Raw genomic sequence first — 17926 nt, 5'->3', positions numbered from 1 at the left:
TCCGCTATTGCTGCGGCAAGTGGAGAGGCGAGTGGGCCCCGGCTCTAACGGCCGGGGCGAAGGAATCGAAGTTTTGCAAAGGTCTTCCATGGGAGAGGGGAAGGAGCCGGCCGATGCCATCTGATACGAACCTTCTCTGATGGCAGTCCCCGCGTTACCTCCCGGTCGCTGACGCGTGCGCCACGACGGAGTTGCGGCGAAGCCAGGCTCGGAATATGCCGCCACCCCGCACCGGGCCGCCGGACCCCACGCGGCATCGCCGGCCTCGCCTTCACGCTCTTTGAAGGTTCGCCGGGCATTCTGGATGGGACTGGTGTAATTACCTATCGGGCGGGTTTCGGGCTGGAACCGGCCGCGATACCGCCCCACTTGATGCTGAAGGCGCCCAGATTTTCGCTCAATTGCTGGGCATACTCGCGTGTGAGCGCTACGACTTTTGTCGGGAAAGCCGGCGTGCTTGCATATTATTTTTGCAGCGCAAACCAGTTCGATCTGGCATAAGTTGCGCCGCAACAATGCCTGTGTTGCAAGCCGAGCCAGCGCAAGCGGCGTGACCCGCCACGCGAGGGCCTTGGACGCCGGTCCCGAGGAAACGCATGCTGTTCAAGCGTAGAAACCCAGCCAGTGTTGCCGAACGTATCCGGCTCGTGCTTTGGCCGCGCCGGAGCTGGGGGCGGTCCATCCGCTACATCCTCTTGCGCCTGAACCGCCTGCCGTCCTCGCCGCATAAGATCGCCGTGGGCGCCGCCGCCGGGGTCTTCGCCGTGTTCACGCCGTTCCTCGGCGTGCAATTGGTGATCGCCGCGATCCTGGCCTGGGGGCTGCGCGGCAGCGTCGTCGCCTCGTTCCTGTCCTCCTTCGTCGGCAACCCGATCACCTATCCGATCATCTGGTTCGCCACCTTCAACCTGGGCAATGTGCTGCTCGGCGGCACCGCGTCGGCGCATATCGTCGACCTGCAGAGCCGGGCCGGCGCGCTCTATGAGAGTGTCGTCAATCTCCAGCCGGACGCCATCGCCAAATCCGCCGAGGGGCTGTGGCCGCTGTTGAAGCCGATGGTGGTCGGCTCGGTGCCGCTCGGCATCTTCGCCGCCACCGCTGCCTATGTCCTGGTGCGCCGCCTGATCGGCGCCGCCGAAGCCCGAAAGCGCCGCCGCGTGCGGCTGAGCCGAACCGCCTCCCCCCTAGCCGGACGTTGACCGCCCCATGCCGACCCTGCGCCTTGGTGTCAATATCGATCATGTCGCCACCATCCGGAATGCGCGCGGCATCGACTATCCCGACCCGCTGCGCGCGGCCGAGATCGCCGTTGCCGCCGGGGCAGACGGCATCACCGCCCATCTGCGCGAGGATCGCCGCCATATCCGCGACGACGATATTTCGCGGCTGAAATCGGCGCTGACCCGGCCGCTCAATCTGGAGATGGCGGCGACCGACGAGATGCTGGCCATCGCCACGCGCCACCGGCCCAATGCCTGCTGCCTCGTGCCCGAGCGCCGCGCCGAGCTGACCACCGAGGGCGGACTCGATGTCGCAGGCCAGCTCGCGCATCTGACCGCCTATGCCGGCGCGCTGCGGCAAGCCGGCATCCGCGTCTCGCTGTTCATCGATCCCGCCGCCGGGCAGATCGCCGCCGCCGCCAAGGCCGGCGCCGACATCGTCGAGCTGCATACCGGCCGCTATTGCGAAGCCGCGCTCGAGAACGATCAGGTCCGCCGCCAGCTCGAGCTCGACCGGCTGATCGCGGGCGCCGAACAGGCCGCCGCGCTCGGCCTCGAAGTCCATGCCGGCCACGGCCTCACCTTCGACACCACGCCGCCGGTCGCCGCCATCCCGCAGGTGGTCGAGCTGAATATCGGCCATTTCCTGATCGCCGAGGCGATCTTCATCGGCCTTGGCCCGGCGGTCGCGCAGATGAAGGCGGTGATGCAGCAGGCGCGGGGGGCGGCATGATCCTGGGCCTCGGCAGCGATACGGTGGACATCCGCCGCATCGAGCGCAGCATCGAGCGCTATGGCGAACGCTTCCTTAACCGCATCTTCACCGAGACCGAACGCCGCAAATCCGACCGCCGCCGTCTGCGCGCCGCTTCCTACGCCAAGCGCTTCGCCGCCAAGGAAGCCTGCGCCAAGGCGCTCGGCACCGGGCTCAGCCAGGGCGTGTTCTGGCGCGACATGGGCGTCGTCAACCTGCCCTCCGGAAAGCCCACCATGGCCCTGACCGGCGGAGCGGCCGAGACGCTGGCTTCCATGATTCCGCAGGGCCATAAAGCGCAGATCGACCTCTCGATCACCGACGACTTCCCGCTCGCCCAGGCCATCGTCATCATCTCGGCAGTACCGAAATAGCCTTGGCCCCGCGCTTTTTCATTTGCACACGTGCCCATGCAGGCTTATTTGCCATTGCCTAAGGACGTGTCGCGCCCCGGGCCATCCGGGGCCAGGTTGAGCAGGAACGGAAGCCATGAGCAGCGAGGCTGATGTGAAGGACAAGGATGCGGACGGCGGCAGCCTTTTGGATACGCTTCGCGTCATCTTTCACGCGCTGATATTGGCTCTGCTGGTCCGGATCTTCCTCTACCAGCCGTTCAACATCCCCTCCGGCTCGATGATCCCGACTCTGCTGGTCGGAGATTATTTGTTCGTCTCCAAGTTCAGCTACGGCTACAGCAAATATTCCTTCCCCTGGAGCCCGAACCTGTTCAGCGGCCGCATCTTCGGTTCCGAGCCCAAGCGCGGCGACGTCGCCGTGTTCAAGCTGCCGCGCGACAATGAGACCGACTACATCAAGCGCGTCATCGGCCTGCCCGGCGACAAGGTGCAGATGATCCGCGGCGTGCTGAACATCAACGGCGCGCCGGTCAAGCTGGAGCGCATCGCCGATTTCACCGGTCCGGCCTCGACCTGCAACCAGCGCCGCCAGGGCAATATCGAAGTCGCCCGCTTCCGGGAGACGCTGCCGAACGGCGTCAGCCACGAAATCCTGGATTGCACCACCAATTCCGACGGCGACGACACCGACGTCTTCGAAGTCCCGCCGGGCCATTATTTCATGATGGGCGACAACCGCGACAATTCCACGGACAGCCGCTGGTCGACCTATAGCGGCGTCGGCTATGTGCCGTTCGAGAATCTGATCGGGCGCGCCGACATCATCTTCTTCTCCATCGACGAAAATGCGAGCCTGTTCGCCCCCTGGCGCTGGCCGTTCGAGATCCGCTGGACGCGGTTCCTCGACCTGATCGATTGATGTCGGTGACACGGCGCCCGGACCTCAAGAAGCTGCAAGAGCGGATCGGCTATCAGTTCCGCAACAAGATGCTGCTGAACACGGCGCTGACCCATTCCAGCGCCGCCTACGGGCATAAGGGCGTGCCCGATTACGAACGGTTGGAATTTCTGGGCGACCGCGTGCTCGGCCTCGCCGTCGCCGAGCACCTGTTCCAGACCGACACCGACGCGCCGGAGGGGCAGCTTGCCCGCCGCTACAACAAGCTCGTCAATAAAGATAGCTGCGCCGAGGTGGCCGAGCATCTGGACCTGGGCGCCTATATCAAGATGGGCGACAGCGAGGCCTTGGCCGGCGGCCGAAAGAAGCGCAAGATCCTGGCCGACGCCTGCGAGGCGCTGCTCGGCGCCATCTATCTGGACGGCGGCTGGGAGCCGGTGAAGGGCGTCATCGTCAGCTTCTGGGCCTCGCGCGCGACCGATATCCTCGCCGTGCCGCTCGATGCCAAGACGACCTTGCAGGAATGGGTGCAGGGGCGCGGCGAGACGCGCCTGCCGCGCTATGTGAAGATCGCCAGCGCCGGGCCGGACCACGCGCCGAGCTTCATCTACGAGGTTAAGGTCGAGGGGCTGGAGCCGGCGCGCGGCACCGGCTCCTCGCGCCAGAGGGCCGAACAGGCGGCGGCGCAAACCCTGCTCCTCCGCGAAGGCGTGTGGGACATCGAACCATGACCGAAGACGCCATCCAGGACGGCCCCATGCCCGCAGCCGGCGCGGAGACGCGCTGCGGCTTCGTCAGCATCATCGGCGCGCCGAACGCCGGCAAGTCGACGCTGACCAACGCGCTGGTCGGCACGAAAGTGTCGATCGTCTCGCATAAGGTGCAGACGACGCGGGCGCAGATCCGCGGCATCGCCATCGCCGGCCACAGCCAGATCATCCTGGTCGACACGCCCGGCATCTTCCGCCCGAAGCGCCGGCTCGACCGCGCCATGGTGGAGGCCGCCTGGGGCGGCGCCCGCGAGGCCGAGGTGGTCGTCGTGATGGTCGACGCCGCCAAAGGCATCGACGACGAGGCCGAGGCGATCCTGGAAGGCTCCAAGGCGCTGAAAATGCCCGTTGTGCTGGTGCTCAACAAGGTCGACCGCATCGAGCGCGACGACCGGCCCAAGCTGCTGGGCCTCGCGGAAAAAGGCGCCGAATTCGGCCATTTCGACCGCACCTTCATGATCTCCGCCGAAAATGGCGACGGCGTCGCCGACCTCAAGGACTACCTGGCCAAGATCGTGCCCCTGGGGCCGTGGCTCTATCCGGAGGACCAGATCAGCGACGCGCCGCAGCGCCACTGGGCCGCCGAGGTGACGCGCGAAAAGCTCTATAACCGCCTGCATGACGAACTGCCCTATGCCTCGACCGTCGAGACCACCGACTGGAAGACCTTGAAGGACGGCTCGGCCCGCATCGAGCAGACCATCTATGTCGAGCGCGAGAGCCAGAAGAAGATCGTCCTCGGCGCGGGCGGCGCAACGGTGAAGAGCATTTCGATGTCCGCGCGCAAGGAATTGCAGGAAGCGCTCGGCGTGAACGTGCACCTGTTCGTCTTCGTCAAAGTGCGCGAGAATTGGGGCGACGATCCGGAAAGATACCGCGAGATCGGGCTGGACTATCCGAAGGGGTAGCCCCGCGCCCTGCCGCGCCACAATCATCCACCGAGGACACCCCATGCCCGCCGCCACCCTGCTCGAACTCGCCGGTGCGGACCTCACGCCCGCCAAGATCGCCGACGCCGCGCTGATCCTCATCGACATGCAGAATGAGTACCGCGCCGGGCCGGTCGCGGTGACGGGCTTCGAGCCTGCGGTCGCCGCCGCCGCAAATCTCCTTGCCGCCGCACGGAAATCCGGCTCGCCGGTCTTCCATATCGCGCAGAAGGGCCGTGCGGGCGGGCTGTTCGACCGGGCGGCCGAGCGCGGCCAGATCACGGCCGAGCTGACGCCGCAGCCAGGGGAGCCCGTCATCGAAAAGCCGCTGCCGAACGCCTTCGCCGGAACCGAACTTGCCGCGCTGGTCGCCGAAACCGGCCGCAAGAACCTCATCGTCGTCGGCTTCATGACCCATATGTGTGTCAGCTCGACCACCCGCGCGGCGCTCGACCTCGGCTACCGCGTCACCATCGATGCCGGCGCCTGCGCCACCCGCGACCTGCCGGACGGCCGTGGCGGCGTCATTGCGGCCGGCGTCCTGCACGACATCGCCCTTGCCGAACTCGCCGACCGCTTCGCCATCGTCGCGCGGGAGAGCGGCGCCCTCTTGTGACGCGCCACAATTTCCTGGCTTAAGCCGCCTCCCAGGCGCAACCTCTCCTCATGGACTGGACGGACACCGCCATCGTTCTGCAAGCCCGCCCGCATGGCGAGACCAGCGCCGTGCTCGACCTCTTCACGCGCGAGCATGGCCGCCATCATGGCCTCGTTCGCGGCGGCCGCTCCCGCAAGATCCGGCCCACGCTGCAGACCGGCAATCTGGTGAGCGTCGAATGGCGGGCGCGGCTGTCGGAGCAGCTCGGCTATTTCGTCGTGGAACTCGACCGGCCCTATGCCGCCCGGGCGCTCGACGACCGGCTGGCGCTGTCCGGCATCGGCACGCTCGCCGGCCATGCCGCCCTGCTCGCCGAGCGCGACCCGCATCCCAATCTGTTCGATCTGGCGCGGCTCATGCTCGACCATCTCGACGAGGAAACCCTCTGGCCGCAATTGCTGGTGCGCTTCGAGTTGCTGCTGCTCGCCGAACTCGGCTTCGGCCTCGACCTGGAGCGCTGCGCGGCGACCGGCGCGCGCGAGGGGCTCACCTATGTCTCGCCGAAATCGGGCAGCGCCGTTTCGGCGGAGGCGGGCGCGCCCTATAAGGACAAACTCATGCCGCTGCCGCCCTTCCTGCGCTCGGCGAGCGCCGTCGCCACCGACCCGCAAGAGGTCGCCGAGGGCTTTGCGCTGACGGGGTTTTTCCTCGAGCGCCATGTCTTCGAGCCGCGCGGCCTGCCCATGCCGCCCGCCCGCCAGGAGCTTTTGCGCCTGATGCGCCGGGCGGGATAGCAAATCCGGCCGAACGGTCCTACAAGGGCGGCGGCTCCAACCAGATCGCGGCCCCGCCAATGCCCCTGCAATTCCTCATCGGCTCGGCGATGATTTCGCTGACCATCATCATCCATGTCAGCTTCACCGCCGCCGCCGAATGGGGCTTGCGGCGCGAGCAGATCTGGCCGGGCAAGCGCGCCGGAATGTTCCGCTTCATCGGGCTGCTGGTCGGCATGACGCTCCTGCTGCTCGCCTCGATCAGCGTCTGCGTCTGGCTCTGGGCTTTCTGCCTGATCGCGGTGGGGGCCGTCCGGGACGTCGAGCCCGCCGTCTATTTCGCCCTGGTCTCCTTCACGACGATCGGTTTCGGCGATATCGTGTTGGAGAAGGAATGGCGCATCCTGTCCGGCCTGATGGGGGCAAACGGCCTCCTGATCTTCGGCCTGACGACGGCGGTTCTGATGGATTTCCTGGCGCGATTCCGGCGGAACTGACGCACCCGCAGCCCTTGAAGCCGACCGGCTCTGCAAATCTCTCTCCGTCGCCCCGGCCGTCAGAGCCGGGGCCTACTCGCCTCTCCGCTTGCCGCAGTGCCCGCGGATCGATGATTGGGTCCCGGCTCACCGCTTCGCGGCGTCCGGGACGACGGCGGGGGAGGCTATGTTATTTGCAGAGGTTTCAGTTGCTAATGCCGATGCTCGCCAAAGCATGATCGCTTTAGAGACCCGGATATGGGGGCAGCCCTTCCACTCCGCAGCCGGACTCCCTCTCCCTTGGGAGAGGGCGGGGGTGAGGGGTTCGTGAGCCAGCCGTCGAGTCTGCAACCCCTCACCCGGCACGCTTCGCGTGCCACCCTCTCCCCTTGGAGAGGGTAGGGCGGCGGCAAGCCGAGGCGCGATGCTTCCGCCCAAAAGATCCCGCTCGACCTGCGGATTGGGTTGGCGGTCGCGGTGGTTCCGCCTAATCTGGTCCGGCTCGAAGTTTTCGTCCCGCTGCCCAAGCAAAAGTGTTGTCGCAAGGGGGCATAATGCCGATTCATATTGCCTACGTCGCAGCCGATCACGAAGCGGCGGTCGACCTCGCCGACCGGCTGAAGCGGCTGGATTATGACGTCGCCCCGCGAACGCACATCCCCTTCCCGATCCCGGACGACGCCGCGATCAGCAAAGCAAGCGCATTCATCTTCATTTGGTCGCCAGCCAGTGTGAATGACGGCGACATGAAGCATCTGATCGGCCTTGCAGCCGTTCAGGCCAAACAGGTCTCCGTCCGGCTGCGGGCGACCGACCGTTCGAAAATTCCCGCGGCTGCCGGGACAAATATCATCCTGCACGAGGACACCGACGCCATCGACGCGGCGCTGCAAGTCCTGGGAGTGACGAAAATCACCCCGCCGGTGCCGACGCCGCAATGGGACCCCATCCTGGTCTTCTCGGGCTTGATCGCCGCTCTGGGAGTCCTCTTCCTGATCGCCGTCATGTAGTGGATCGGGTGGAGGGCCGCCCGGCCTTCCCGCTTGACCTTCCGCCGACTCCCGCTACCTTCCGCCCATGTCCGACGATACGATTCTCGAACCGGCCCCGATCGAGCCGGTCAATCTGCGTGAGGCGCTGGAAGAGCGCTATCTCGCATACGCCCTGTCGACCATCATGCATCGCGCGCTGCCCGATGTGCGCGACGGGCTGAAGCCCGTCCACAGGCGGCTTTTGCACGCCATGCGGCAATTGCGGCTCGACCCCGAGGGCGGCTTCAAGAAATGCGCCCGCGTCGTCGGCGACGTCATCGGTAAATATCATCCGCATGGCGACCAGTCGGTCTACGACGCCCTGGTGCGTCTCGCGCAAGGCTTTGCCCAGCGCTATCCGCTGGTCGACGGCCAGGGCAATTTCGGCAATGTCGACGGCGATAATGCCGCCGCCATGCGATATACCGAAGCCAAGCTGACCCCGATCGCCGCCGCTTTGCTGGACGGCATCGATGAGGACGCGGTCGATTTCCGCGACACCTATGATGGCGAGGAGAAGGAGCCGATCGTCCTTCCCGCCGATTTCCCCAATCTCTTGGCGAACGGCTCCTCCGGCATCGCCGTCGGCATGGCGACTTCGATCCCGCCGCATAATGCCGAGGAACTGTGCGACGCCGCGCTTTACCTCATCCACAATCCCGGCGCGCCCGCCAGCAAGCTGATCGACTTCGTGCCCGGCCCGGATTTCCCGACCGGCGGCATCCTGGTGGAGGACCGCGCCTCGATCGTCGAATCCTACCGCACCGGGCGAGGCGGCTTCCGTTTGCGCGCCCGCTGGACCAAGGAAGACAACGGGCGCGGCACCTATTCCATCGTCATCACCGAGATTCCCTATCAGGTGCAGAAATCACGCCTGATCGAGAAGATCGCCGAACTCCTGGAAGCCAAGCGCCTGCCGCTGCTCGCCGATGTGCGCGACGAATCCGCCGAGGACATCCGGCTGGTGCTGGAGCCGCGCGCCCGCACCGTCGACGCCATGGTGCTGATGGAGCAGATGTTCCGGCTGACCGATCTGGAAATCCGCTTCCCGCTCAACATGAACGTGCTGAGCCGGGGCCAGGTGCCGGTGGTGCTGGGCCTGTCCGAGGCGCTGACCGAATGGCTGGCGCATCGCAAGGTGGTGCTGAAGCGGCGCTCGGAGCACCGGCTGAAGCAGATCGAGCACCGGCTGGAAGTGCTCGAAGGCTATCTCGTCGCTTACCTCAATCTGGATGAGGTGATCCGCATCATCCGCCAGGAGGACGAGCCCAAGCAGGTGCTGATGAGCACCTTCAGCCTGACGGATGTGCAGGCCGAGGCGATCCTCAACATGCGGCTGCGCGCCTTGCGCAAGCTGGAGGAAATCGAAATTCGCGGCGAGCATGAAAAGCTCACCGCCGAAAAATCCGAACTGGTCGCGCTGCTCGGCTCCGATGCCAAGCAATGGAACCGGATCTCCAAGCAGATCACCGAGACCAAGAAGCGTTTCGGCAAATCCACCGAGATCGGCCGCCGCCGCACCAGCTTCGACGAGGTGCCCGACATCGACGTCAGCATCGAGCAGTCGCTGGTCGAGAAGGAGCCGGTGACCATCGTGCTGTCGGAGAAGGGCTGGATACGCGCCCTGAAGGGCCACCAGGAAGATCTCGACAAGCTGCAATTCAAGGCCGGCGACGGCCTCCGCCGGGCGATGCGCGGCCAGTCCACCGACAAGCTGGTGCTGTTTGCCTCGAACGGGAAATTCTTCACCTTGGAGGCGTCGGCGCTGCCGGGCGGCCGGGGCCATGGCGAGCCGGTGCGGCTGATGATCGACCTCGAGGAGTCGAGCGAGATCGTCGATCTGTTTGTCCACAAGCCGGGGCGGAAATTGCTGGTGGCCTCCAAATCCGGCAATGGCTTCATCGTCACCGAGGACGAGGTCGTGGCGCAGACCCGCAAGGGCAAGCAGATCATGTCGGTCGCCGCGCCGGACATGGCGGTTGCCTGCGTGGCGGCCGATGGCGACACCGTTGCCTGCGTCGGCGACAACCGGAAAATGCTTGTGTTTCCGCTGGATGAGGTCAATGAGATGAGTCGCGGGCGGGGCGTGCGCCTGCAGAAATTGCGCGATGGCGGCCTCGCCGACATCACGGTGTTCCGTCTCGCCGAGGGTCTGCGCTGGCAGGACGGGCCGCGCGTGCGCAGCTTCACGGAGCTGGCCGAATGGCAGGGCCACCGCGCCCAGGCCGGGGCCACCGTCCCCAAAGGTTTCCCCAGAATCAACCGTTTCGGCATAACCGGCCTCGTCACGCCATAATTCGGCAACAGTTCCGATTATTCTGACCGTTAACGATTTTTAATCTTTACCAGATGCCGATGGGTGCGCGGGTGGGTCTCCGTTTCGATGGAGACCGCCGGCGTGGCGGCTTTAGTGGGGAAGCATGCGTTTACGGGCAGGCGCTGCGGCATTCCTGTTTTTTCCGATGATGGCGGCGGGGGCCGAAGCCGCGGAATGCGGCCGTGAGGCTTTCGCGGCGGTGGTGGGCCAGGTCGGCGCGGAACTCGCGTCGATGAATGATGCCCAGAAGAAAATCTTCCAGGAAAAGCTTACGCTTTTGAAGACCCGGCAAGGCTGGTCCGACGCCGATTACGTGACCAATGCCACGCCTTACGTGCAGGACAGCCGCATCGCCGCTTTCGACGAAAGCAACAAGGCGCTGCTCGGCAAGATCCCTCAGCTCGGTGCCGGAGCGGCGGCGGCGCCGGCGCTTGCCGGTGCCGCCGCCTCGATCGGCGGCTCGGACGGCGACCCGCATTGCGCCATGCTCGCCGAGCTGCGGGCGCTGATGGGGACCGTGGTCGAGAACACCCGCGCCAAATGGAGCTACATGCTCGGCAAGGTCGATGGCGCGCTCGATGTGGCGCGGCAGGCCAAAGCGGAACATTGACGGGATTCCACATATCCCAAAACATCCCGCTGGCTTTGGGGGCGGATAACGGTGCGAATTCTCACGGACTATACGTATTTCCGGCGGGTGGCCGAAGCTTTTGCAATGAAAGCAGAAGTGTTTTCCAACGCTCTCAGTAAATCTGCGCGAATATTGCATTGCATTCAAATGCAGGGCGGGCGGCGCCTGGCGGAGAGCGAAGAGTTGGCCGGGGCCGGGGCGGCTTTGCTCTTGCGCCCGACAGGCCGGGAGAATCGGCCCGCGCCGACTGATCATCGTCGGGAACAGCTTGAAATTATCGAGTCTGTCCGCGCCAGTCTGTTAATCGTTCGTGTATCTGTGACACACCAAATGGTTGTAGCCATGTATTTATCAGCAACTTCAACGGGAAATACTGTGACTTTCGTGGCGATTCAGCCACAAGACGCTGTTGGATTCAGGCGCTGAGCGGGGTTGTTGTTGTCCGTTAAAGGCGTTTGCTCTAACAAACAATAGGTAAGCCCAACGAGCCGATGGGACGAAAAGCTGGCTCTAGGGATGCAGAATTTGGGTCGTCAGCACCATGGGGTTTCAGCTGGCTGACTTGGATGACAGAGGCTTCCGGCGCGGAAGTGTAGGCGTCTCTGTGATTGGGCTGGCCTTGCAGGTCTAACGCCTGGGGCTGTTTGGAGATAGAGATGATTGGGGGATCCATGAAGATGACCAGTCGCTTTGCTTTGGTCGTAGCAGCCGGCGCGCTGCTCGGCGCAGCGGTGACATCGGCGAAAGCTGCCGACCTCGGCAGCAAGGGCGTCGACGACCTTGAAGAGCGCGTTGCTGAACTCGAAGCCACCGCTGCTCGCAAGGGCAACCGCGTCGTTTCGCTGCAGGTCTACGGCCAGGTCAACAAGGCGTTGCTGTTCTTCGACAACGGCGTCGAATCTGATGCATTCATCGTCGACAACGACACCTCGGGCAGCCGCTTCGGCTTCAAGGGCGAAGCTTCGATCAAGCCGGGCTGGAAAGCCGGCTTCAACATCGAGCTGGACTACCAGGACGCCGCTTCGGACAAGGTTTCGGCGACCAACGACGATCCGGATGACGAAATCACCATCCGCATGAACAACCTGTACATCGAGAGCGAGCAGTTCGGTCGCGTCACTCTCGGCCAGCAGTCGACCTCGGCTGACGGCGCTGCTGAAGTTGTTCTCGGAAACTCGATCAGCAACGCGTCGGTCTTTATCGGTAACGCGATCCGCGTCGGCTCCGACAAGCGTCTTTCCGGCAGCAGCCTGCCTTCCGCTACCGGCTCGTTTAACCAAGGTTATGCGGGGTCCTTCGATGGTGGTCGCGAAGACGTAATCCGTTACGACTCTCCGTCGATCTACGGGTTCATCGTGTCTGCCAGCTGGGGTGACAACGACTATTACGATGCGGCCATCCGCTTCAAGAAAGAGTGGAACTCGATCCGTATCGCAGCAGCTGTTGCCTATCAGAATTTCGAAGGCAAGAGCGCTGTCGACTCCGGAGACGAGTTCGAGATCGTGAACGGATCTATCTCCGTCATGCATGTCCCCACGGGCATTTATGGCGCGTTTGCTGCAGGTAATCGTGAAGTCGACGGCGATGACGCTGGTGACTTCTGGTACGGTCAGCTGGGCATCGAGAAGAAGTTCCTGTCGTACGGCTCTACGACCGTCTATGGTGAGTATGGCAAGTACAACGACGAGCTTCTGACCAGCGTCAGCAGCGAAGCGGAACGTTGGGGCTTCGGCGTCGTGCAGAAGGTCGACAGCGCGGCTCTGGAACTTTATGCCCAGGCCAACTTCTGGAGCTTCGAAGACGGCAGCGCCGGCCCGACCGCACCGAACGAAGATCTGACGACCGTCCTGCTCGGCTCGCGCATCAAGTTCTAATTTGGCTTAAGTCAGCCGAATTTTGGGGGCCGTCCTTCGGGGCGGCCCTTTTCCTTTGCGCGGCGAAGGGATCAGTCACAGCCACCCCGAAGATATGATTTTGGCAACCGCCTCTCCCGGCATTATCTCTTAGCGAAATTCAGCGCCGGTGGGACATCCCCTCGCGCGCGGATCGAGGAGACGACGATGCCCGCTCTGTCCGAAAAGATCATGTTCCCCGGCTCGCAAGGCCATCTCCTTGCCGCGCGCCTCGAGCGTCCGACCGGCCCGGCCAAAGCCACCGCGATTTTCGCCCATTGCTTCACCTGCTCGAAGGACGTCTTCGCCGCCTCGCGGATCGCGCGCGAGCTGGCCGATCGCGGTATCGCCGTGCTGCGCTTCGATTTCACCGGGCTCGGCATGAGCGAGGGCGATTTCGGCAACACCAATTTCTCTTCAAACGTCCAGGACCTGCTCGCCGCCGCCGACTATCTGCGCGCGCAAGGCCAGGCGCCGGAAGTGCTGATCGGCCATAGTCTCGGCGGCGCGGCGGTGCTGGCCGCTGCCGGCGACATTCCCGAGGTGAAGGCGGTCGCGACCATCGCCGCGCCCTCGGATGCAGCGCATGCCATCACCCATTTTGCCGCGCATGTCGATCAGATCCGCGCGACGGGCGAGGCCGAAGTCACGCTCGCGGGCCGGCAATTCCGCATTAAGAAGCAGTTGCTCGACGATCTCGAAGCGGCCAGCTTCCATCACCGCATCGCCACAATGCACAAGGCGCTGCTGATCTTCCACGCGCCGACCGACGCGACAGTCGGCATCGAGAATGCCAGCGCCATCTTCCTGGCGGCAAAGCACCCGAAAAGCTTCATCTCGCTCGACGGCGCCGACCATCTGCTCAGCCGCCGCGAGGACGCCATCTATGTCGCCGATGTGCTGAGCGCCTGGGCGTCGCGCTATATCGGGGCGGATGCTGCCAGCGCGAAGACGGCGCCGGAGGCCACCGCCGAAGGCCATGTCAGCGTCTCGGAGACCGGGGCGAGCCGGCTGCAGCAGGAGGTCAATGCCGGCGGCCAGCGCTTTCTCGCCGACGAGCCCGCCAGTGTCGGCGGCGGCGCTACCGGGCCGACGCCCTATGATCTCGTCGCTGCCGGCCTCGGCGCCTGCACCTCGATGACCATCCGCCTCTATGCCGACCGCAAGAACATCCCGCTCGATCATGTCGAGGTGCTGGTTTCGCACGAAAAGCGGCATATGGCCGACTGTCTCGATTGCGAGAAGAACGACGCCGCCCGCATCGACCATTTCGACCGCACCTTGCGCCTCACCGGCGACCTGACCGAAGAGCAGCGGCAAAGCCTTACCGCCATCGCCGAACGCTGCCCCGTCCATCGCACGCTGGAAAAAGGCGCCAAGGTGGTGACCAAGCTGGAGCCATCGGCGAGATAGCGCCGGTGCGCGCCGTCGGCTTTGCTCTTCCTGCGCAAGCAGAATGACGCAACGCGAGGCGCAAACATTGCCCCTCAAACCTTCGCAGGTATGAGCGCCTGCGGGTTCACCGATCTGGCTCGCCCTCCGCGAATGCATTAGACTTTATGCATCGAAAGAATGCCCGGCGGCATGAATCGCGCGGGCGGCGGAGGAACCCCCATGCTTGACGGTAAGAACCGGCAAATCATCTTTGCATCCCGGCCTGAAGGCGAGCCGGTGCCGACCAATTTTGCCTATGCCGAGAGCGCAATCCCGGAGCCCGGCGAGGGGCAGGTGCTGCTGCGCAACCGCTATCTCTCGCTCGATCCCTATATGCGCGGGCGGATGAGCGTGGCGAAATCCTACGCCAAAGGGTTTGAGATCGGCGCGCCGCTCGGTGGCGGCACGGTCAGCGAGGTGATCCGCTCCCACCATCCCAAACTGGCGCCCGGCGATCTCGTCTCGGCCTTTGGCGGCTGGCAGGATTACGCCGTTGCCAATGGCGAGGGGCTGATCAAGATCGACCCGACCGCCGCGCCGGTGACGACCGCGCTCGGCGTGCTCGGCATGCCCGGCATGACCGCCTATACCGGCCTGCTCAATATCGGCCAGCCGAAGGCCGGCGAGACGCTGGTGGTCGCCGCGGCGGCCGGGCCGGTCGGCGCGACGGTCGGCCAGATCGCCAGGATCAAGGGCTGCCGTGCGGTCGGCATCGCGGGCGCCGACAAGCTCGCCTATCTCAAGGACGAGCTCGGCTTCGACGCCGTCATCGACCGCCGCTCCCCGCAATTGGCGGACGACCTCCGCGCCGCCTGCCCCGACGGCATCGACATCTATTTCGAAAATGTCGGCGGCGCGGTGCGCGACGCGGTGCTGCCGCTGCTCAACGATTTCGCGCGCATTCCGCTCTGCGGCCTAGTCGCCCATTACAACGACACGCGGGTCCCTGACGGACCGGATCGCCTGCCGCAGCTCATGCGCATGATCCTGACCAAGCGCTTGCGCATCCAGGGCTTCATCGTCTCAGATTTCAACGCGCAATACGGGGATTTCCTGAGGGATGTCGGCGGCTGGCTGCGCGAGGGAAGGATCAAATATCGTGAGCATGTGGTCGACGGGCTGGAGAAAGCGCCCGAGGCGTTCGTCGGCATGCTGCGAGGGGATAATTTTGGGAAGGTTGTGGTGCGGGTTGGGGAATAGAACGCGTGTACCAGTTGTTGTGCCATCAAATTCTTATTGACAACGTGCAAGCGCGACGCCTTGACGAGGGAGTCGCGCGATAGTAAACAGAAATTCTGCCCCTGGCGGGATTTGCACCCGCACGGACCGCATGGCTTCCTACGGCCGGTCCATCGGCTTCCAAAGCCGCCGCGTCTACTTGTTTCGCCACAGGGGCTAGCTGAGGAGGGATCGTGGGATAGCTCCTACGATCCCCATGCCCTCCGATGAGGGCTGCCGACTGCATCAGGAATTCTCATGCAGGCGGGAAGGCCGTTTGCTATGGCGGTTCGATTCTACCCTCCCTGATTGGAGGCATTTGGCGGAATGTGCGGAGCGAACGGTAGCGGTCGGTCCCGGAACCACCACGTTGAATTTCCATTCCATTTCACACTTATTAGCTGTTTAGCTAATGTCGTTTTCATGCCCGATAACTGGGAAACTAGGTTTGCCTTTTTGTCCGTTCCGCTCATTTCAGCTCCAAATATAGGTACCCTCTCCAAGAGTTGATTGGTTGTCAGGGGGTGGTTTGCCGCTTTTAGAGCTTCGTGGACTGCCGCCATAATACTGATACGCCCTCTTGGCCCACCACGGCGTTCCGGAATAGTCCCAGCCGACTCCTCTTTGGGCGAATTACTCCCGCGGATCGCTAAGAGTCTGGCCCTTGTCTCCTCCCAGAGCTTTAGCTCTTGAAAAATGGCGTCAGCTTCAAGTTGTGTTCTGAGTCTGGCCGCTTCTACCTCATGGGACCTGATTTCCTGATAAATGGGGTTGGCCTCAAGTTTCTTTTTCAGGTGGGCTATGAGGGTATCAAGGGGTATCTCAGACATGTTCGAACCTCTGATTCAGGCTTTTATCTCGGTGTGGGGTTGGCGTCAACGCGGGCTTGTTGGAATTCAGCCGTTTTCCACTGAGGTGCCAGTAAGCTGGCTGTACTGACGTCAGGTGCGGTCCTAAATGCAAGACACCCCCCACCCCCATCTTGTGCTACTCTCCCACCCCGCAACTTCCACAGCACAAGCCGCGTCGCACCTCATGTCACTCATCCTCGCCGCCCCGCGCCCCAGGAGCCCCGTGCCCGACCCAACCGTCATCATCATCGGCGGCGGCCTCGCGGGTCTGTTCGCGGCGCTCCGGCTCGCCCCGACCCCCGTCACCATTGTCACCCCGCGGCCCCTGGGCGAAGGCGCGTCGAGCGCTTGGGCGCAGGCGGGCATCGCCGTTGCGATAGGGCAGGGCGACAGTTTTGAGCAGCACGCGGCCGATACCATCCGCGCCGGCGCCGGGCTCTGCGACCTGGCCATGGTGCGCCTCATCGTTGGAGAAGGCCCCGCCCGCATCGAGGACCTGCTGCGCTACGGCGTGCCCTTCGACCGGGACCTCGAAGGCCGGCTGCGGCAGTCACGCGAGGCGGCGCACAGCGCGCGGCGGGTGATCGGCGTGCGCGGCGATCAGGCGGGCAAGGCGATCATGGCCGCGCTCATCACAACCGCGCGGAACACGCCCTCGATCACGGTGCTGGAGGAGATGGCGGCGGTCGAGCTGGCGCTGGCGGATGGCCGGGTCACCGGCGTGTTCTGCGCGCCCTCGGCCGGGGCGGGCTTCGTTCAGCCGGACTATCTGCCAGCCCGCGCGGTGGTGTTGGCGACCGGCGGCATCGGCCAGCTCTTCACGCTCACCACCAACCCGCCCGAGGCGCGCGGCGACGGCATCGCCATGGCGGCGCGAGCCGGCGCAGTGGTCGCGGACGCCGAATTCGTCCAGTTCCACCCGACCGCACTCGACATCGGCAAGCATCCAGCGCCGCTCGCCACCGAAGCCTTGCGCGGCGAAGGCGCGACGCTCGTCAACAGCGCGGGCGAGCGCTTCATGCTGGCCATGCATCCGGAGGCGGAGCTGGCGCCGCGCGATGTGGTGGCGCGGGCGGTCCAGATCGAGCGGGCAAGCGGGCGCGGGGCATTTCTCGATTGTCGCGGCGCGCTCGGCGCGGGGATGGCCGAGCATTTCCCGACCGTCTACGCGGCCTGTGCGGCGGCCGGCATCGCGCCCGCGATCGAGCCGATCCCGATCGCCCCGGCGGCGCATTATTATATGGGCGGCGTGGCGACCGACGCGAATGCGCGCAGCAGTCTTCCTGGCCTGTGGGCGATCGGCGAGGCGGCCTCGACCGGCCTGCACGGCGCGAACCGCTTGGCATCGAACTCGCTGCTCGAGGCGGTGGTGATGGCGGCGCGCGCGGCGGAGGATATTGCCGGGCTGGAGGCCGCGCCTGCGCCGGGCGATGCTTCGGAAGATGGGCCGGCCTATGCGGCGAGCCTCGATGCGGGGGCGGTCGCGGCGCTGCAGGAGATCATGACGGCGCATGTCGGCGTGGTGCGCTCGGCGGAGAGCCTTGTCACGGCGCTGCATTTCATCGAGGCGATGCGGGCCAAGCTGCCGCCTGCTTCGCCGCTCGCGAACATGACGGAAGCCGCACGCTTCATGACGGTCTGCGCGATGCTGCGCGAGGAAAGCCGGGGCAGCCATTACCGTTCGGATTTCCCCGAGACCGGCCCGCAGGCGCGCCGCAGCATGGCGACGCAATCAGCAGTGCTGGCGCTGTCGGCCGATATTCTGGGAGGCTACTGAC

The 17926-nt window shown here is 64.7% G+C and carries 18 protein-coding genes and 1 tRNA gene; 17 read left to right on the top strand and 2 right to left on the bottom strand.

Going from position 1 to position 17926, the window contains the following annotated elements; all coding sequences use genetic code 11:
- Positions 1 to 596 precede the first annotated feature (596 nt).
- The 16 genes from BLEFHOIH_RS03780 to BLEFHOIH_RS03710 all read left to right on the top strand — a co-directional run bounded on the left by BLEFHOIH_RS03780 (position 597) and on the right by BLEFHOIH_RS03710 (position 15279).
- Entirely contained in the window at positions 597 to 1199 is a 603-nt protein-coding gene (locus BLEFHOIH_RS03780; RefSeq protein ID WP_088343182.1) for a DUF2062 domain-containing protein, read from the top strand.
- Positions 1200 to 1206: 7 nt separating this feature from the next.
- Entirely contained in the window at positions 1207 to 1953 is a 747-nt protein-coding gene (locus tag BLEFHOIH_RS03775) for a pyridoxine 5'-phosphate synthase (RefSeq protein ID WP_088343181.1), read from the top strand.
- Entirely contained in the window at positions 1950 to 2348 is a 399-nt protein-coding gene (gene acpS, locus BLEFHOIH_RS03770) for a holo-ACP synthase (protein ID WP_088343180.1), read from the top strand. The genes BLEFHOIH_RS03775 and acpS overlap by 4 nt, the downstream gene beginning before the upstream one ends.
- A gap of 115 nt (positions 2349 to 2463) precedes the next feature.
- Positions 2464 to 3249 carry a signal peptidase I gene (gene lepB, locus BLEFHOIH_RS03765; protein ID WP_088343179.1) on the top strand — a complete coding sequence of 262 codons (786 nt, stop codon included), beginning with the start codon at positions 2464 to 2466 and terminating at the stop codon, positions 3247 to 3249.
- Positions 3249 to 3959, top strand: coding sequence for a ribonuclease III (gene rnc, locus BLEFHOIH_RS03760; RefSeq protein WP_088343178.1), 711 nt, complete (start codon positions 3249 to 3251; stop codon positions 3957 to 3959). The genes lepB and rnc overlap by 1 nt, the downstream gene beginning before the upstream one ends.
- A 26-nt stretch (positions 3960 to 3985) precedes the next feature.
- Positions 3986 to 4906, top strand: a complete 921-nt coding sequence (gene era, locus BLEFHOIH_RS03755; protein ID WP_245296860.1) for a GTPase Era — start codon at positions 3986 to 3988, stop codon at positions 4904 to 4906.
- 43 nt (positions 4907 to 4949) lie between these two features.
- The gene (locus tag BLEFHOIH_RS03750; protein ID WP_088343176.1) at positions 4950 to 5543 is read left to right on the top strand and encodes a cysteine hydrolase family protein; all 594 of its coding nucleotides are present in this window, start codon (positions 4950 to 4952) and stop codon (positions 5541 to 5543) included.
- A gap of 50 nt (positions 5544 to 5593) precedes the next feature.
- Positions 5594 to 6319, top strand: coding sequence for a DNA repair protein RecO (gene recO / locus BLEFHOIH_RS03745; RefSeq protein ID WP_088343175.1), 726 nt, complete (start codon positions 5594 to 5596; stop codon positions 6317 to 6319).
- 59 nt (positions 6320 to 6378) lie between these two features.
- Complete coding sequence (locus BLEFHOIH_RS03740) at positions 6379 to 6795, top strand: potassium channel family protein (protein ID WP_088343174.1); 417 nt, start codon at positions 6379 to 6381, stop codon at positions 6793 to 6795.
- Between the two features lie 533 nt (positions 6796 to 7328).
- On the top strand, positions 7329 to 7784 hold the full coding sequence (locus BLEFHOIH_RS03735; RefSeq protein ID WP_088343173.1) for a toll/interleukin-1 receptor domain-containing protein: 456 nt from the start codon (positions 7329 to 7331) through the stop codon (positions 7782 to 7784).
- A 67-nt stretch (positions 7785 to 7851) separates the two neighbouring features.
- The gene (gene parC / locus BLEFHOIH_RS03730) at positions 7852 to 10101 is read left to right on the top strand and encodes a DNA topoisomerase IV subunit A (protein ID WP_088343172.1); all 2250 of its coding nucleotides are present in this window, start codon (positions 7852 to 7854) and stop codon (positions 10099 to 10101) included.
- 124 nt (positions 10102 to 10225) lie between these two features.
- Positions 10226 to 10732 carry a hypothetical protein gene (locus BLEFHOIH_RS03725; RefSeq protein WP_125461569.1) on the top strand — a complete coding sequence of 169 codons (507 nt, stop codon included), beginning with the start codon at positions 10226 to 10228 and terminating at the stop codon, positions 10730 to 10732.
- A gap of 51 nt (positions 10733 to 10783) precedes the next feature.
- Positions 10784 to 11179, top strand: a complete 396-nt coding sequence (locus tag BLEFHOIH_RS26075) for a hypothetical protein (RefSeq protein WP_125461568.1) — start codon at positions 10784 to 10786, stop codon at positions 11177 to 11179.
- 245 nt (positions 11180 to 11424) lie between these two features.
- Positions 11425 to 12627 carry a hypothetical protein gene (locus BLEFHOIH_RS03720; RefSeq protein ID WP_088343170.1) on the top strand — a complete coding sequence of 401 codons (1203 nt, stop codon included), beginning with the start codon at positions 11425 to 11427 and terminating at the stop codon, positions 12625 to 12627.
- Between the two features lie 186 nt (positions 12628 to 12813).
- Positions 12814 to 14058 carry an alpha/beta fold hydrolase gene (locus BLEFHOIH_RS03715; protein WP_088343169.1) on the top strand — a complete coding sequence of 415 codons (1245 nt, stop codon included), beginning with the start codon at positions 12814 to 12816 and terminating at the stop codon, positions 14056 to 14058.
- Positions 14059 to 14259: 201 nt separating this feature from the next.
- The gene (locus BLEFHOIH_RS03710; protein WP_088343185.1) at positions 14260 to 15279 is read left to right on the top strand and encodes an NADP-dependent oxidoreductase; all 1020 of its coding nucleotides are present in this window, start codon (positions 14260 to 14262) and stop codon (positions 15277 to 15279) included.
- Positions 15280 to 15375: 96 nt separating this feature from the next.
- Here the strand turns inward: BLEFHOIH_RS03710 and BLEFHOIH_RS03705 are convergent.
- Together BLEFHOIH_RS03705 and BLEFHOIH_RS26070 are read right to left on the bottom strand one after the other, a co-directional pair.
- Positions 15376 to 15475 (bottom strand) — tRNA-Pro (locus BLEFHOIH_RS03705).
- 118 nt (positions 15476 to 15593) lie between these two features.
- Positions 15594 to 16127 carry a hypothetical protein gene (locus tag BLEFHOIH_RS26070; protein WP_125461567.1) on the bottom strand — a complete coding sequence of 178 codons (534 nt, stop codon included), beginning with the start codon at positions 16125 to 16127 and terminating at the stop codon, positions 15594 to 15596.
- A gap of 244 nt (positions 16128 to 16371) precedes the next feature.
- On the opposite strand from BLEFHOIH_RS26070, the gene BLEFHOIH_RS03700 reads away from it, so the two are divergent.
- Positions 16372 to 17925, top strand: a complete 1554-nt coding sequence (locus tag BLEFHOIH_RS03700) for an L-aspartate oxidase (protein ID WP_245296859.1) — start codon at positions 16372 to 16374, stop codon at positions 17923 to 17925.
- The last annotated feature ends 1 nt before the right edge of the window (position 17926 follow it).

Source organism: Rhodomicrobium sp. R_RK_3 (assembly GCF_002198715.1).
Lineage (GTDB): Bacteria > Pseudomonadota > Alphaproteobacteria > Rhizobiales > Rhodomicrobiaceae > R-RK-3.
This window is presented reverse-complemented; position numbering and strand designations above follow the sequence as displayed.

Excerpts from the sequence above, each read along its gene's own strand:
- BLEFHOIH_RS03740 (WP_088343174.1), top strand. The coding sequence starts at position 6,379 with ATGCCCCTGCAATTCCTCATCGGCTCGGCGATGATTTCGCTGACCATC.
- BLEFHOIH_RS03720 (WP_088343170.1), top strand. The coding sequence starts at position 11,425 with ATGAAGATGACCAGTCGCTTTGCTTTGGTCGTAGCAGCCGGCGCGCTG.
- acpS (WP_088343180.1), top strand. The coding sequence starts at position 1,950 with ATGATCCTGGGCCTCGGCAGCGATACGGTGGACATCCGCCGCATCGAG.
- BLEFHOIH_RS26070 (WP_125461567.1), bottom strand. The coding sequence starts at position 16,127 with ATGTCTGAGATACCCCTTGATACCCTCATAGCCCACCTGAAAAAGAAA.
- BLEFHOIH_RS03775 (WP_088343181.1), top strand. The coding sequence starts at position 1,207 with ATGCCGACCCTGCGCCTTGGTGTCAATATCGATCATGTCGCCACCATC.
- BLEFHOIH_RS03750 (WP_088343176.1), top strand. The coding sequence starts at position 4,950 with ATGCCCGCCGCCACCCTGCTCGAACTCGCCGGTGCGGACCTCACGCCC.
- BLEFHOIH_RS03710 (WP_088343185.1), top strand. The coding sequence starts at position 14,260 with ATGCTTGACGGTAAGAACCGGCAAATCATCTTTGCATCCCGGCCTGAA.
- parC (WP_088343172.1), top strand. The coding sequence starts at position 7,852 with ATGTCCGACGATACGATTCTCGAACCGGCCCCGATCGAGCCGGTCAAT.
- BLEFHOIH_RS03715 (WP_088343169.1), top strand. The coding sequence starts at position 12,814 with ATGCCCGCTCTGTCCGAAAAGATCATGTTCCCCGGCTCGCAAGGCCAT.
- BLEFHOIH_RS03725 (WP_125461569.1), top strand. The coding sequence starts at position 10,226 with ATGCGTTTACGGGCAGGCGCTGCGGCATTCCTGTTTTTTCCGATGATG.
- era (WP_245296860.1), top strand. The coding sequence starts at position 3,986 with ATGCCCGCAGCCGGCGCGGAGACGCGCTGCGGCTTCGTCAGCATCATC.
- rnc (WP_088343178.1), top strand. The coding sequence starts at position 3,249 with ATGTCGGTGACACGGCGCCCGGACCTCAAGAAGCTGCAAGAGCGGATC.
- BLEFHOIH_RS03780 (WP_088343182.1), top strand. The coding sequence starts at position 597 with ATGCTGTTCAAGCGTAGAAACCCAGCCAGTGTTGCCGAACGTATCCGG.
- BLEFHOIH_RS03735 (WP_088343173.1), top strand. The coding sequence starts at position 7,329 with ATGCCGATTCATATTGCCTACGTCGCAGCCGATCACGAAGCGGCGGTC.
- lepB (WP_088343179.1), top strand. The coding sequence starts at position 2,464 with ATGAGCAGCGAGGCTGATGTGAAGGACAAGGATGCGGACGGCGGCAGC.
- recO (WP_088343175.1), top strand. The coding sequence starts at position 5,594 with ATGGACTGGACGGACACCGCCATCGTTCTGCAAGCCCGCCCGCATGGC.